The 14991-nt window shown below is 68.9% G+C and carries 16 protein-coding genes; 12 read left to right on the plus strand and 4 right to left on the minus strand.

Annotation, left to right across the window (positions count from 1 at the left end; genetic code table 11):
- Positions 1–12 precede the first annotated feature (12 nt).
- From ABZ803_RS18410 to ABZ803_RS18420, 3 genes are all read left to right on the plus strand, one after another.
- Positions 13–168, plus strand: a complete 156-nt coding sequence (locus ABZ803_RS18410; RefSeq protein ID WP_357039199.1) for a hypothetical protein — start codon at positions 13–15, stop codon at positions 166–168.
- A gap of 400 nt (positions 169–568) precedes the next feature.
- Positions 569–1396, plus strand: a complete 828-nt coding sequence (locus ABZ803_RS18415; RefSeq protein WP_357039202.1) for an SAM-dependent methyltransferase — start codon at positions 569–571, stop codon at positions 1394–1396.
- 75 nt (positions 1397–1471) lie between these two features.
- Positions 1472–1825, plus strand: coding sequence for a hypothetical protein (locus ABZ803_RS18420; RefSeq protein WP_062971491.1), 354 nt, complete (start codon positions 1472–1474; stop codon positions 1823–1825).
- Here ABZ803_RS18420 and ABZ803_RS18425 read toward each other — a convergent pair whose 3' ends face one another.
- Together ABZ803_RS18425 and ABZ803_RS18430 are read right to left on the minus strand one after the other, a co-directional pair.
- Positions 1826–2842 (minus strand): NADP-dependent oxidoreductase, encoded by a 1017-nt coding sequence (locus ABZ803_RS18425; protein ID WP_357039206.1) that lies wholly within the window; start codon positions 2840–2842, stop codon positions 1826–1828.
- Positions 2843–2901: 59 nt separating this feature from the next.
- On the minus strand, positions 2902–3675 hold the full coding sequence (locus ABZ803_RS18430; protein WP_357039209.1) for an SDR family oxidoreductase: 774 nt from the start codon (positions 3673–3675) through the stop codon (positions 2902–2904).
- A 66-nt stretch (positions 3676–3741) separates the two neighbouring features.
- Between ABZ803_RS18430 and ABZ803_RS18435 the strand changes: the two genes are divergently transcribed.
- The 4 genes from ABZ803_RS18435 to ABZ803_RS18450 all read left to right on the plus strand — a co-directional run bounded on the left by ABZ803_RS18435 (position 3742) and on the right by ABZ803_RS18450 (position 7673).
- On the plus strand, positions 3742–4332 hold the full coding sequence (locus tag ABZ803_RS18435; RefSeq protein ID WP_357039212.1) for a TetR/AcrR family transcriptional regulator: 591 nt from the start codon (positions 3742–3744) through the stop codon (positions 4330–4332).
- A 69-nt stretch (positions 4333–4401) separates the two neighbouring features.
- Positions 4402–5208: an LLM class flavin-dependent oxidoreductase gene (locus ABZ803_RS18440; protein WP_357039215.1), complete on the plus strand. Its 807-nt coding sequence runs from the start codon at positions 4402–4404 to the stop codon at positions 5206–5208.
- Between the two features lie 669 nt (positions 5209–5877).
- Entirely contained in the window at positions 5878–6627 is a 750-nt protein-coding gene (locus tag ABZ803_RS18445; RefSeq protein ID WP_357039218.1) for a hypothetical protein, read from the plus strand.
- A gap of 35 nt (positions 6628–6662) precedes the next feature.
- Positions 6663–7673, plus strand: a complete 1011-nt coding sequence (locus tag ABZ803_RS18450) for a zinc-binding dehydrogenase (RefSeq protein WP_357039221.1) — start codon at positions 6663–6665, stop codon at positions 7671–7673.
- 555 nt (positions 7674–8228) lie between these two features.
- Here ABZ803_RS18450 and ABZ803_RS18455 read toward each other — a convergent pair.
- Positions 8229–9125 carry a helix-turn-helix transcriptional regulator gene (locus ABZ803_RS18455; protein WP_357039224.1) on the minus strand — a complete coding sequence of 299 codons (897 nt, stop codon included), beginning with the start codon at positions 9123–9125 and terminating at the stop codon, positions 8229–8231.
- A 256-nt stretch (positions 9126–9381) separates the two neighbouring features.
- Between ABZ803_RS18455 and ABZ803_RS18460 the strand changes: the two genes are divergently transcribed.
- The 3 genes from ABZ803_RS18460 (at position 9382) to ABZ803_RS18470 (ending at position 12140) form a co-directional block, all read left to right on the plus strand.
- A complete protein-coding gene (locus ABZ803_RS18460; protein ID WP_357039227.1) occupies positions 9382–10215 on the plus strand; it encodes an SAM-dependent methyltransferase in 834 nt (277 codons plus the stop codon).
- A gap of 284 nt (positions 10216–10499) precedes the next feature.
- On the plus strand, positions 10500–11420 hold the full coding sequence (locus ABZ803_RS18465; RefSeq protein ID WP_357039230.1) for an SAM-dependent methyltransferase: 921 nt from the start codon (positions 10500–10502) through the stop codon (positions 11418–11420).
- Between the two features lie 15 nt (positions 11421–11435).
- Positions 11436–12140 carry a DUF6081 family protein gene (locus ABZ803_RS18470; protein ID WP_357039233.1) on the plus strand — a complete coding sequence of 235 codons (705 nt, stop codon included), beginning with the start codon at positions 11436–11438 and terminating at the stop codon, positions 12138–12140.
- Between the two features lie 106 nt (positions 12141–12246).
- Here the strand turns inward: ABZ803_RS18470 and ABZ803_RS18475 are convergent, their stop codons facing one another.
- Entirely contained in the window at positions 12247–12441 is a 195-nt protein-coding gene (locus ABZ803_RS18475) for a hypothetical protein (protein WP_357039236.1), read from the minus strand.
- A gap of 410 nt (positions 12442–12851) precedes the next feature.
- On the opposite strand from ABZ803_RS18475, the gene ABZ803_RS18480 reads away from it, so the two are divergent.
- Both ABZ803_RS18480 and ABZ803_RS18485 read left to right on the plus strand, forming a co-directional pair.
- On the plus strand, positions 12852–13148 hold the full coding sequence (locus ABZ803_RS18480; RefSeq protein ID WP_062971377.1) for a hypothetical protein: 297 nt from the start codon (positions 12852–12854) through the stop codon (positions 13146–13148).
- Positions 13149–13516: 368 nt separating this feature from the next.
- A complete protein-coding gene (locus ABZ803_RS18485; RefSeq protein ID WP_357039240.1) occupies positions 13517–14980 on the plus strand; it encodes an AIM24 family protein in 1464 nt (487 codons plus the stop codon).
- Positions 14981–14991: the final 11 nt, after the last annotated feature.

The raw sequence follows: 14991 nt of genomic DNA on the forward strand, positions 1-14991 counted from the left end.
GGGGAGGGCACAATGCACACCGCTTTCTTGATTCCACTGTTCATCACGCTGTTGATCGTCACCGCGACGGCCGTCGTCGCCGGTTACGCCACCGCTGTCGCAGCCTATTGGTTCGAGCTGCGCTCCACCGAAAGACACGGCGGGCGGCCGAATATCTCGCCGCGTTGACATTTCTCGGACACCAGGAACGGGTCGGATTTTTCACACCCGGCCCGCCGTTCCTCGGTCGCCACCCGCCTACGACGACGAGGAACGCGATACCGGGTCCCTCGCCAGCGGCCCCTGCCCATCCTCGATCCGGCGTTCACGCTCGGTCTACACCGGACGACGACGCCGTACGCGTGCCGTTCTTCGTCGAGCGCGCGAAGGTTACCGCGCAGGAGATCTCTGCCGGGTTCGCCACCGCCGACCAGGTCCCCGGAAAATAGGACGATCCGGTCGAAAATCCGCCTGCCGCAGGTGCTCCACCCTATTGTTGACGCGTAATCGATAGCGCGAGGTCGTCGTTCGGGAGGCGACAGCGGCGCCGCGCCGGGCACGGTCCGGCGTCGCCTGGGAAAGGAGTCGCATGACGAACGGTCACGCGCGGGTGCGCGCCGGGTCGTCGACCAAGCTCGATACCGGCCTCGCCCACGAGGCGCGGGTCTACGACTACTGGCTCGGCGGCAAGGACAACTACCCCGCCGATCGCGCCCTCGGCGACACGATCGCCATGCACATCCCGGCCATCCGCGACATGGCCCGCGCCAATCGCGCGTTCCTCGGCCGCGCGGTGCGCCATCTGGCCGGCGAGGCGGGCATCGATCAATTCCTCGACATCGGCACCGGCCTGCCCACCGCGGGCAACACACACGAGGTGGCCCAGCGGATCGATCCGGCCGCACGCGTGGTCTATGTCGACAACGACCCGCTCGTGCTCGCCCACGCCAGGGCCCTGATGGCGAGCACACCGCAGGGCAGGATCGAGTTCCTCGACGCCGATCTGCGCGATCCGAGCGCCGTCCTGGACGCGCCCGTCCTGGCCGACACCTTCGACCCGGACCGGCCCATCGCGATCATGCTGGTCGCGATCATGATGTTCTTCCGCGACAGCGACGACCCGCACGGTGTCGTCGGCCGACTGCTGGAGGCGGCGCCGTCCGGCAGCTATCTGGTACTGACCCATTCCACCGCTGATTTCGACCGGCGGGCCATGGCGCGCGCGGCGGCCGCCGCCGAGCAGGCCGGCATCGGCTTCCGTCCGCGCAGCCGCGACGAGGTCGAATCCTTCTTCGCCGGAACCGCCCTCGTCGAGCCGGGCATCGTCGCGGTCGACGCTTGGCGGCCGGACACGGATGCCGCTCCGGCCGGGGCACGGTCCGCCTGGTACTGGGCGGGCGTCGGGCGCAAACCCTGAGCGGCGTTTGAGTCGCTGCCGCGCGGCAATCACGTCGGAGGTATCCGGCGGACGCGGACGGGTGAGGTGGTGGACATGGTCGACGACGTCGAGAAGCGCTGGCACGATCCGCGCGGGTTCCGCCGCGCGGCGACCTACGTCGCCTCGGTGCTCGCCACCGCCGCGCTGGTCTTCCTGCTGAGCCTGCTGTGGGCCGCCCAGCGCGAGTGCGCGGATGCGGATCGGCTGTTGTGTGACAGCACCGCCCAGGTCGCCGTGGTACTCGGCCCCGCGGTGGTCCTGCTGATCGGCGGCATCGGCGCGTTCGTCGAAACCTACGTGCAGTGGCGCCGCGGGCGGACCTGGCCCATCTGGCAGGGCGCGGGCTGGTTCCTGTTCATCCTGATGCTGGTCTATCTCAGCATCGGCGGCGGCGCGGCGGCACGCTGATCAGTCGGCGACCCGCACGACCACCTTGCCGAAGTTGCGGCCCTCCAGCATCCCGATGAACGCCTCGGGAGCGGCGGCCAAGCCGGTCACGACGTCCTCGAGGTAGCGCACGCGCCCCTCCGCGACCCACTCACCCATCTCACGCAGGAAATCCGGGTACAGCTCGCGGACGAATTCGGTCTGGATGAATCCGCGCACCGTGAGGCTCTTGGTCAGGATGCGGCCGTAGTAGGCGGGCAGCCGGTCCGGGCCGTCCGGCGCGCCCGCCGCGTTGTAGTTGGCGATCAGCCCGCAGACGGGCACGCGCGCGTAGGTGTTCAGCAGCGGATAGACCGCGTCGGCCACCGCGCCGCCGACGTTCTCGAAATACACATCGATGCCGTCGGGGACCACCGCCGCCAGCTGCTCGGCGAAATCGGGCGCGCGGTGGTCGAGCGCGACGTCGAAGCCGAGTTCGTTCAGGTAGGCGACCTTGCGCGGGCCACCCGCGATGCCTACCGTGCGGGCGCCACCGATCTTGGCGATCTGGCCGACGGCCGAGCCCACCGGTCCGGTGGCCGCGGCGACCACGAGCGTCTCACCCGGCTGCGGTTTGCCGATCTTGCGCAATCCCGCGTAGGCCGTGAATCCCGGCATGCCGAGCACACCGAGGGCGGTCGAGACCGGAGCCTTCGCCGGGTCGAGCCTGCGGACATCGCGCGCGCGGGCGACATCATGGGTTTGCCAGCCCGAATAAGCCAGCACCACATCGCCTTTCGCCACCGACGAGTCGCGCGATTCGAGTACTTCGGCCACGGTCGCGCCGACCATCACCGCGCCGATCTCCACCGGCGCGGCATACGACTCGGCCGAACTCATCCGGCCGCGCATGTACGGGTCCAGCGACAGGTACCGGGTGCGCAGCAGGACTTCACCCTCGGCCGGAGCGGGGAGCTGCGCGGTCTCGATCCGGAAATTCTCCGGGGTGGGCGCACCCACCGGCCGGGAGGCAAGCACGATTCGCGTCGACTCGACCATCCGCTCACCCTAACCGCAAGGGCGGCCGCGCGGCGCCCGCGCGCAACCGTGTCCGGCGATCACCAGGACGGCGCTTTCGGCCCCAGGAACAAGCCGCCGTTCACCTCCAGGGTCTGGCCGGTGACCCAGCGCCCGTCCTCGGAGGCGAAGAAGGCCACCGCGTCGGCGATGTCCGCGCCACTGCCGACGCGCTCCAACGCGGTCATGCCCGCGACGCCCGCGATCGCGCCGTCGTTGGTGTGCAGCCAGGAGTTCATATCGGTGTCGGTGATGCCGGGCGAGACCGTGTTCACGGTGATCCCGCGGGGGCCGAGGGTGTTGGCCAGCGAGCGGCCGAACACGTTGAGCGCGCCCTTGGTCATCCCGTAGACGACTTCCGGCGTGGCGAACCAGGTGACGCCGGAGGAGATGTTGACGATGCGCCCGCCGTCGCGCAGCAACGGCAACGCCCGCTGCACGATGAACAGCGGCGCCCGCACGTTGACCGCGAACAGCCGGTCGAAGTCCTCGGGCGTGGCCTGCTCGACGGTGGCCTCGTAGGCGATGATCGCGGCGTTGTTCACCAGGATGTCCAGCGGCCGGTCGCCGAGCCCCGCGGTGAGTTCGCCGAACAGCTGGTCGATGTCGCCGTCGACACCCAGTTCGGCGCGCACCGGAAACGCACGGCCGCCCGCGCGACGGATCGCCGACACCGTCTGCTCCGCCGCCTCCTCGTTGGTGCCGTAATGCACGGCCACCTCGACGCCGTCGGCGGCCAACCGCTCGGCGATGGCCCGGCCTATCCCCCGCGAGGCGCCGGTCACCAGGGCGGTTTTTCCGTTCGGATCGGTCATGATGCACTCCCACATTGTCGTTAGGTAACGTTCCCTAACATCGCTGACAGCGGCTACTCTATTCCCGTGGAACCGAAACGTCGAGCCGCCGCGGAGACCAGGGAGCACATCCTGGTCGTCGCGCGGGAGTTGTTCTACGAACAAGGGATTCGGGCGACCGGCGTGGATCGCGTCGCCGCCGAGGCGAACGTCGCGCCGCCCACCCTGTACCGGCTGTTCGGTTCCAAGGACGATCTGGTCGCCGCGTACCTGGAGCGCGAGGACCGCCACTATCGAGAGTGGTTCACCACGGCGGCGAGCGGGGACGGCCCGCGCGAGCGCATCCTGGCGCTGTTCGAGGCGCTGGCCGAGCAGGTGCGCCCCGAATCCTGTCGCGGGTGTCCGTTCCTCATCGCGCTCGGCGAATTCCCGGACCGCGACGTGCTCGGCCACCAACACGCCGTCGCGATGAAGAGCTGGGTGCGGGCGCAGTTCGGCACGCTGGTCGGTGAACTCGCGGCGACCGCGCCGGTCGCCGACCCGCGGGCGCTGGCCGATCAGCTGATGCTGGTGATGGAGGGTGTCTACGCCACGACACAGGCGTTCGGCGCGACGGGTCCGGCCGCCCGGTCGCGCGGCTTGGTCGAGGCACTGCTTCCGGCCGCAGCTTCGGGATGAGCGTCCGGGATATCGACTCGAGCGAGCGGAACATTGGCGCGAATGCCGCGGCTTCGTAGCGTCGTGACCATGACCTTGGAAATCGGCACGATCCTGCCCACCTCGACGCCCGATCCCGCGCGACCGATCCTGGGCGACGTGCGCGCCGCCGCCCGTCTCGCCGAGCAGATCGGTCTGGACTCGGTGTGGTCCACCGATCATCTCGTGGCCAGCGCGCCGATCCTGGACAGCACCGTGGTGCTGGCCACCGCCGCCGCCGTCACCGATCGCGTCCGCATCGGTTACGGCGTGCTGCTGCTCGCGTTGCGGCCGGTCGCGTGGGCCGCGAAGCAGATCGCCGCGCTCCAGTATGTCTCCGGCGACCGCTTGATCCTCGGCGTCGGCACCGGCAACCCGGCGCACGGGGATACCGGATGGCGGGCGGCAGGCGCGTCTTTCGCCGAGCGCGGCCGTCGCACGGACGAGGCGTTGCGCGTCCTGCCCGATCTGGTCGCCGGGCGGCCCGCGGTACTCCCGAATGGCACCGAGGTCACCTTGGCACCGGGTGCAACCATGCCGCCGGTGCTGATCGCGGGTGACGGAGAACGGGCGCGGCGGCGCGCCGCGGCCTACGCCGAAGGCTGGATCGCCCTCGGACTCGAGCCGCCTCAGGTCGCCGCGGCCGCGGCCGAATTGGCGACGCTGGCGGAGGAATACGGCCGCCCACCGCTCGAAGTGACGATCGTGGCGCCCCCTTTGGCGACCGATCCCGGCCAGGCCGCCGAGCAACTGGCCGCCTACGCCGAGGCGGGCGCCGCGCGCGTCATCCTTGCCCCGTCCGGAAGCGAATGGCAGGTCGGCTACGAGTTCGCCGCGAAGATCAAGGCACAGCTCTGATCGTTCGCCGAGGGCGCGGCGGTAGACCTCCAGGGTCGAGGTGGCGCGGATGGTGCGGAACGCGAAGGGGTGGCCGTCGGCGCTGGTGCCGAAGCCCCCGGCGCGCGGCGATCCCCGCGTGCAGCCGAGACGCACCGCCGCCATCCCGCATCTCCCCCACCCGCCAGGTGAAAAGGGCCGTGCAGCCGTCCGCCGAAGCCCAGCGCGGTGAACCTAGGACGCCAGTCGGCATCGCCCCCCGGTGAACCGAGGAGGCCACGCAGCATCGCCCCCCGGTGACCCGGGCTCGGAAATACTGGCGACGGAGCAGATATGGCCACAGTGTTTAGCGGAAGCGGCGCGCGCGTCGCGCTGAAGGCAACGAAATCTCTGTGCCCGAAAACCTTTTCGGGCTGGACACGCCGCCGGGCCAGAGGTGCAGGCCCCCTGCCCCGGCGGCGCCGTATCCGAGAAGGTGCGACCGTGGGCACGGTAGCACCGCCAGTTTGTTCGGAGCCCCGGACGACTTGGATGGGCCGCTCACGGCAACTATCGGGCGGCACGACACCAGACCCGTCGACTACCTCGTATTCCTCCGTATCGGGACGCGGCGAGGTAATTTGATCTTCGCTACGCCGACCACAGCTTCAGCTCCATCCCGCACCCACCCGAGATGCCCAGGAGTTCACTTTGGCACGGCACCGTCGCCCGAACCGCTCGACCACCCGCGGCGCTTTCGCCATCGCCGCCGCGCTCGGCACTCTGCTCACCGGCATCGGAACCGACGCGGCGGCTCGCCCGATCGGCCCCTACGACGTCGGCGGCGCGATCGAGGTCGAATACGACGAGGCCGGTGGGCCCGCGTTCTTCGGCGACCCGGTCACGCCCGACTCGCCCGCCGCAGGCGGTGGCCGCTACCAGGCGTTCGAGCGCGGCTCCTCCATCTACTGGCATCCGGACACCGGAGCCCATCAAGTCGGCGGGGCGATCCGCGACAAATGGGGCAATCTCGGTTACGAAGGCGGAGCACTCGGCTATCCCGTGGCACGGGAAGCGGCGACACCCTCGAAACCGGGCAGCTACAGCGTCTTCCAGAACGGGTCCATCTACTGGTCCCTCGGCACCGCCGCGCATCAGATCGGCGGCGCGATCCGCGACAAGTGGGGCGCATTCGGGTGGGAGAGCAGCCCGTTGGGGTTCCCCATCACCGACGAATCCCCCGCCCGCTCGGGCAACGGCCGCTACAACCTCTTCGGCGGCGGAGCGATCTATTCGGCCCCGCGCAGCGGCACCCACGTCGTCTGGGGGTCCATCCGTGAGTCCTGGGAGGCCGCGGCGGCCGAAGCCGGACGCTACGGCTATCCCACCAGCGACGAATACGACTTCGAGAACGGCAAAGCCCAGGACTTCGAGGGTGGCCGCATCACCTGGACGCCCTGACCGCACCGGCGAGTGCCGAAGAAGGAGTTGAGGACATGCTTGCTGGACGACTGTTCCCGCGCGCCGCCGACGGGCAGCGGTTCCGCCTGGAGGAGGTGCCGGTACCCGCTCCAGGGCCCGACCAGGTGTTGATCGAGGTCGCCGCCGCCGGTGTCTGTTTGTCGGATGTCCACCTCATCGAGGGCGTGCTGTCGCCGATGTATCTGACGGACGAGGCGGTCACCCTCGGCCACGAGGTCGCGGGCAGGGTGCACACCGTGGGGCCCGAGGTCCGGGGGCCGCGACCGGGTGACCGAGTGTTGTTGCAGGCCGGCGAGATCCGGGACGGCAAGACCTACACCCGCGGCGTGGACTACGACGGCGGCTGGGCGGAGTACGCGCTGGCCGCCGCCGACACCGTGGTGCCCATTCCCGATGACCTGCCGTTCGAGCAGGCGTGTTTCATTCCCGACGCCGTCTCGACGCCGTGGGCCGCCATCACCCGCACCGGACAGGTCCGGGCCGCCGAGTCGGCGGGCGTGTGGGGCGTGGGCGGGCTCGGCGCGCACGGCGTCCAGTTGCTCCGGTTGATCGGCGCAGCGCCGATCATCGCCGTCGACCCGCTGGCCGCCGCCCGGCAGCGGGCGCTCGAATTCGGCGCGGACCTCGCGCTCGATCCGTCCGATGCGGACTTGACGAAGAAGGTGTACGCCGCCACCGGAGGCGCCGGACTCGATGTCGCGTTCGACTTCGCCGGCGCCGCGCCCGTGCGGGAACAAGCCGTCGGGTGCCTCGCCGACGAAGGCCGCCTGGTGCTGGTCGGACTCACCGACAAGCCGATCACGATCACCAACGGCACCATCTTCAGCTTCCGCCAGCAGCAGCTGCGTGGACACTACGGCTCCGAACCCGATCATGTGCTCGAACTGGTGCGCCTGCGCCGCGCCCATCGCATCGACTTCGCCCCATCGGTGAGTGCCGTGCTCCCGCTGGCCGAAGCGGACAAAGCGGTACAGGCATTGGAGAACAAGGAAGGCAATCCGATCCGAATCGTGCTGACACCGTGAACTTCCGGCAATCCGGACGTCGGAGCGATTCGTAACGGCTCCGCCGGCGACCCCAACTCGCGTTGGGGTCGCCGTGGCCGAACCAGCCGCTGCCCGAGCCTTTCCTCAGACCCCGACCTCGCCAGGAATCCTGCCACATCACCGCGGCCGCGTCGCATCGGTGATCTTCCATCGGTACGTACATGCGCCCGTGCATGTGCATTGGCGCCACCGGTCTCGAAATACTCGAAGATCGAGGTGGACCGACGCCGATCGATAACAGATGAGCATCGGCAAGGGTTCGACGATGCTGAACTGTTACCCTTCGCAGGTCTCAGTTCGACGAGTTATGGCCGAGGACAACAGAATTCACACCCCGATGCGAGGATTCGATTCGGGTGCTGCACGATTGACCGCGACGCCCTGAACCGATCCGACCGCCCGGTTTTCAAACGGCCCAGATGATCTCGCTCCGAATGTGCGCAGCACCGGGGGAACGGAGAAGATCGATGCGTTGAGCAAACTCCCCGCGCAAGCCGAACGACGAGCGCGGCCCGCTCGGCGGCGTCGTTCGTCCTATTCGCCCGAGCGCATGCCGCTGAGCAACTCGCGTAGGAAACCGATGCTCTCGGCCGGAGACAGCGCCTCCACACTGATCCGGTTCATGACCGACATGTACAGCTCGACATCACGTTGCTTGTCGAAATACAACGAGCTGGTGAGCTGCTCGGTGTAGACGATGTCGGCCAGCTCGGGTTCCGGGAATCGAAGGATGCTGAACGGGCCACCCGCGGCGGAGTGCCCGCCCGCCGAGTACGGCAGTACCTGTATTCGGATGCTGGGACGGTCGGCCATCCCGACCAGATGTTCGATCTGCTCGAGCAGGACCTCCACCCCGCCGACCGGCCTGTGCAGCGCGGCCTCGTCGATGACCGCCCAGAGCGTCGGGGCGGCCGCCCGATAGAGGATCTGCTGGCGGCGCATGCGAATGGCGACGCGGCGTTCGGTCTCGTCGGTATTGCCCAGCTGGATCACCGCGCGCGCGTAATCGGCGGTTTGCAGCAGCCCGGGCACGAATTGCGCCTCGTAGGTGCGGATCGTGGTGGCGGCCTGTTCGAGGCCGATGTAGGTCTCGAACCACGCGGGAAGCAGATCGCTGTAGTGCTGCCACCAGCCGGGATCGTTGGCCCGGCGAGCCAGTTCGAGATACGTTTCGCGTTCAGCGGGGTCGACAACGCCGTAGAGGCTCAGCAGGTCGCGCAGGTCACGTTCTTTGAAACCGGTCCGGCCCAGTTCCAGTCGGCTGATCTTGGCGTGCGATCCGCGGATGGCGTCGCCCGCGGCCTCCCTGCTGATTCCGCAGCCCTCGCGCAGCTGCCGCAACCGGCTGCCCAACGCGATCCGAAGGACGGTCGGACCACGTTCTGCCGCAGGAAAATCCGCGTTGTCACCGGCATCCTCGTCGTTGCTCATGCATGCCTCCGGCCGATCGGGGGTTAGACCGCGGGGCGTTGTGCCTCCACCATCACAGCTGTCTGAACGTCGGCTGCAAATCCTACTAGTCCGTTCCCGGACGGCGGTCCAGGCGCGAGCGCGTGCCCGGAACGGCTGGTGCGCAAACATGTATTCGCAAGAGTGCCAACGCAATATCTTGCCCACAAATCCGAGCGAGCCCGCGGCGGTATGCGTAGAGTCGCCCCCGACGGTGGCCACGCGGAGGAGGAGCGCCATGACGTCGGCAGAGGGATCGACCCGCCTAGCGGGTGTGGACCCGGCGGTGCCCAGCATCGCGCGCGTGTACGACTACGCCCTCGGCGGGACGGACTGGTACGAATCCGACCGGCAGGTATACCAGCACCTGAAGCGGGCGGTGCCGCACCAGGACGACGTCGGCGCCGCGAATCGGCGCTGGCTCGAGCGGGTGGTCCGGTACGTCACCCGATCGGCGGGCATCGATCAGATCCTCGACCTGGGTAGCGGACTGCCCACGCAGAAGAACACCCACGAGATCGCCCAGGAACTCGACGCCGCGGTCGCGGTGGTCTACGTGGACAACGACCCGGCCTGCGTCGTCCGGGGGCGGGAAGTACTCGAAGCCAACGAACGCACCCACTTCCTCGACTCCGACCTCACCCGCCCCGCAGATCTGTTCGACAGCCTCGCGGTCAACCGTTACCTCGACCTGTCGCGCCCGATGTTGCTGATGCAGTGCGGCACTCTGCACCACGTCGACGACGAGCAGGACCCCGCGGGCATCATGCGGCGGTACATCGATCGGCTCGCGCCGGGCTCCTACGTGATGATCAGCCACTTCTTCGATCCGGCCGACGAGAACGAGCATCTGCACGTCCTGGCAAGGCGGGCCGAGCGGGCATTGCACGACGGGGGTCTCGGCACCGGCCGGTGGCGCACCCGCGCGGAGATCCAGGCGTTCTTCGACGGACTGGAAATGGTTCCACCGGGATTGGTGGAGCTGCACGAATGGTGGCCCGGCGGCCCCGCGCTGCGCACGCCGTGGCCCGACGAACGGCTGATCCTCGGCGGCGTCGGCCGCAAGACCTGAACCCGTCCCCACCACGGAGCCCGAGATGACTTCGAACGACGTGCAGATCACCGAGCAGGGCGTCCGAGACGAGCCGGCCGCCGTCCTCGGTGGCAGGAAACCCCAACGGTCACCACCGCGATCGGCCGATGAGTATCGACCGGTTCGTATGCTCGGTCGTGGTCGGCGAGATCGCCGTCGGTCCACGAAATCAGCGCTCGCCGAACGTATCCGCACGGATTGCCCGCCGATTCGGCGGACCCTAGGCTGGTGAGCCAGGCGACGGAAACTACAGAGAGGTCTCCATGTCCGAGCACGCTCCCCGGACCGGTGTTCGTGCGCCGGTAGGCGTGGACACGACACGCGCGAGCATCGCCCGCGTCTACGACGCCACCCTCGGTGGCAAGGACAATTACGAAGTCGACCGCTACGTGCGCGACAAAGTCGCCGAAGTCGCGCCGCGGCAGAGCGATGTGGCGCGCATGAATCGCCGCTGGCTGCACCGCGTGGTGCGCTATCTGGCCGGGACCGTCGGCATCGACCAGTTCCTCGACATCGGCGCGGGGCTGCCGACCGTCGGCAATACCCATGAGATCGCCCAACAGCAGAATCCCCAGGCGCGCGTGGTGTACGTCGACAACGACCCGGTGTGCAACATCCACGGCCGCGTCCTGCTCGAGCGCAACGAGTTCACGCATTTCGTGCCCGCGGATCTCACCGTGCCGAAGACCTTGCTGTCACACTCCGACGTCACCCACCACCTCGACCTCACCCGGCCGCTGGCGCTGATCCTGTGCGGCATCCTGCATCACGTCGACGACGACCTCGATCCGGCCGGGATCATGCGTCAGTACATCGAGGCGCTGCCCGCGGGCTCCTACGTCGCGATCACGCATTTCTACGATCCGGCCGACGGCGGCGAGGCGCACGAGATGGCCATCGAACTGCAACGGCGTTTCACCGAAATGGGCTTGGGCTCGGGCTGGTACCGCACCCGCGAGCAGATCGCCTCGTACTTCGGTGATCTGGAACTGATCGAGCCCGGCCTGGTCGAACTCGACGACTGGTGGCCGATGGGCCCCGCGATCCGCCCGCGGATGACCGAGGAACGTCTGCTGCTGGGCGGCGTCGGCTACAAGTCCGGGTCGTCGAACGGCGTCGTGACCGCACTGCGCCGCCGCGCGACCGGGGACGACCTATCGGATACCGCCGGACCACACGGCTGAAGGGTAATTGCCGCAATGACTTACGACGACCTGAACGGACCGGACCTCCGCGAGGACCGGTGGCGTCACCTGGAAGTCCCGCTCGGGCCCGGCCAGAGCTGGCGCTACGCCGACCCGGCCGCCCGCACCGAGGTCGGCGAGGGCGCCGTGTCGGTCCGGATCGACGCCTTCACCCGATCCCACGCCGACGTCCAGATCCTGGACAACCCGAAGCACCTGCTGGTGTCGACCGAAGCGGTCGATCTCACCGGCGGTCCACGGACTTTCACCGTGGAGATGGCGGCGGAGAACATCGGCGCTACCGGCGACGACTACCGCGACGGCTTCGCCGCGTTCAACGTCCTCGATATGAGCAGCGCCCAGGTCTTCGACCTGATCGCGACCAGCAAGCACGCCTACGCCATCCACGAGCGGCTGTTCGTGCCGGGCGTCGTCCCCGCGGAAGAAGCGTTCACCCACGTGGTGCACGCGCCGCTGGCGGGAATCGACATCAAACCCGGAGAATTCCACCGCTACCGCGTCACGATCGACCGGGCCGCGGGCACCGCGGGCTGGTACGTCGACGACGCCCCGGTGTACACCACCCGCGCGCCGCAGCTGCCCGAGACGGTGCAGATCGGTTTCGGCATCATCACCTTGCATCCGATCGAAGACGGACACAGCACGTCGCTGCGCGGACAGGGACTGCACGCGTCGTGGCGCGACTTCACGGTGGAGTGACCGGCGTCGCCGAGCGACCCGGGGTTCGCTGAAAACAACTGATGCCCAGCCGCACTCGGCTGGGCATCAGCTACGTCACCGCCTGCCGGGCGGCCCTGACCGCCGGTCAGACACTCTCTTTACGCGGCCATTCGACGCTGCCCGTCCGGGCGTATTCGCCCGGAGCGATACGGTCCTCGTCCATGCCGTACTCGTAGTCGTACTCGTCCGACTCCGTACGACGGCGCGGATCCCACACCATCGCCACGGCCGACACGGCCAGCAACGCGACGACAATGGCCGCGATGACTACGTAGAGCACGTCTTCCAACCTCCTGAAGGAAAAATCGAATAGCACACCGCCGTGCCGGATACTCAACGCGCACAGCTTCTTTGACGCCGCAGGCATAGTAAGCCGCAGCACCGGGAATCGGACATTCCGACGCCGGTTACCGACCGGTCGCCACCGGATCCGGGCCGGGCGGCAACGTCCGCCGATTCCCCGGAAACGCCCCGCGAACGTTCAGCGTCGCTTAGGCTCGGCACAGTCCCGGTGGCTCCGGGACAGCCGACGCGGCATCGGTATGCCCAAGCCTGCCGCGATCGCTGGTGGTAGCGGTGGGGTTCACCGCATTGGATGAACCTCGCCGTCCCGGCGCTTCCCGGGAAATCGCAGGGACATTCGCGTGGAATCACCCGCTTCGGGCATCCTTCGAGCTACCGTCTTCGGTCATGGACGACATCGAACTGCAGCCACCGACCGTCGCCTCCGCCAAGCACACCGGCCTGGTCCTGGACATCGCCACCCTCGACATCCACAACCCGCTCGCCCGGCCCGGCGAGACCACCTATCCGTATGTTCGCTGCACCGACCACCGGGTCCTGCGTCTACCCGAGCCGTTGCACCGGTGGGCCACCGAGACCATCGCGCTCAACCACACCCAGCACGCCACCGGCGCCCTGCCCCTGTTCCCGGGGCAGGTCGAATTCGGCATCCTCGACGGCACCATGTACGCCGAAGTCCTCTGACCGGAATCCTTGACGAGAGCCCGGTCGACAGGCCGGGCTCTCACGCGTTCCGGGGATTCGCCGCCGCAGGCCGGATGCGAGTGAGTGGCCCGACCGCGTGCACGTCGGCCGCGGCGGGCCCAACCATCGGTGTTCCGCCGCCGGAGTAGTCCCGGTCCCCGCCCGCGTCCTCCGGCCGGCATCGGTCCTCCGATCGGCGAACGCCCCGCGCTCGATGACGGTGATGGACCGGCCCGCGCACCGACTCGAAGCGCCAGGTCGAGGCACGACCCGGTGTGCCTGTGGCGCGCTTTCCGCCCGCACGACACACTGGAGCCCGTGAATCGCATGTCAACCCGACGGCGCCGCCGCGGATCGGACGGCCTGCCGTGACCGACCTCGCCCGCGGTGAGAACCGCCCCGCGCCCGGCGACCGGCTGACGGTGACCGTGACCTGCTCGGCCCCCGTCGATGTCTCTGCGCTGTTGCTGAACTCGGCGGGGCGCGTGCGCTCCGACGCCGATTTCGTGTTCTTCAATCAACCGGTCGCCCCCGGCGTCACCTATCGGCACGGCCGGGGTACGGGCGACGTGGTGGACATCCAGACCAGCGCGCTGCCCGGCGACGTGGATCGCGTCGTCGTCACCGCGAGCCTGGACGGCAACGGCCCGCCCACCTTCGCGTCCGCGGGGTCGCTGCGCGCGACCATCGCGTCCCCCGCCGGCACGCTCGCCTTCCCGATGACGGGGCTGAGCACCGAGACCGCCGTGGTGTGTGTGGAGATCTACCGTCGCGGCGGCGCGTGGAAGGTGCGCGCGGTCGGGCAGGGTTACGACAACGGACTGGCCGGAATCGCGACGGCCTTCGGCGTGAGCATCGACGACGAACCGGCCCCGCCGCCCGCCGCGGCTCCCCCACCGGCGAATCGACCGGCCCCGCAGACCCCGGCGCCCGCTCCCCCGCCCGCCTATCGACCTCCCCCGCCACCGGCGAACCAACCACCGATGTACCAGCCCGCCCCACCGCCGTCCTACCCACCGCCACCGGCCTATTCCGCGCCGGCCGCCGCGGTGCCGCCACCACCGATGCACTCACCTCAGCAAGGAGCGCTGCCGATGCAGAGCGAACTGTTCGCCCCCAGCCACGCCGAAGTCACCGGCGCGGGCATCCAGAAGCAGGGCGGCAAGATGATCAAGGTAGCCGTCAACGGCGAGGTCATGGCTCGCGCCGGATCGATGGTCGCCTACCAGGGCGATCTGCAATTCCAGGCGCTCGGTGCGGGCGGGATCGGCCGGGCGATCCAGCAGCGGCTGACCGGCGAGGGCGTTCCGCTGATGAAGGTGTCCGGGCGCGGCGACCTGTTCGTCGCCAACGGCGCCGCCGACGTGCACACCATCGACCTGGACGGCACCGACGGGCTCACCATCAACGGCGCCAACGTGCTGGCCTTCGATTCCACCCTGCGCTACGACATCCGGATGGTGCAGGGCGCCGCCGGATTCGCCAGCAACGCCGGGTTGTTCAACTGCGTCTTCACCGGCCGTGGCCGCATAGCCATCACCACCCACGGCACGCCGGTGGTACTCAACGTCGACCAGCCGACCTACGCCGACCCGCAGGCGGCGGTGGCCTGGTCGTCGAGCCTGCAGACCGGCATCAAACGCAACGATTCGTTCGGATTGGGCAGGCTGATGGGCCGCAGCACCGGCGAGGGGATGACGCTGTCGTTCTCCGGACACGGTTTCGTCATCGTGCAGCCGTCGGAGCTGCCGCCGGGCGGCTTCGTCGGAGGCACCGGCGGCGGACAGGAGGCCGGCCAGAGCGGCGGTGTGCTGGGCGGCCTGTTCGGCTGACGGCGAGAGCT

Source organism: Nocardia sp. NPDC047648, assembly GCF_040642815.1.
GTDB classification, from domain to species: Bacteria; Actinomycetota; Actinomycetes; order Mycobacteriales; family Mycobacteriaceae; genus Nocardia; species Nocardia gamkensis.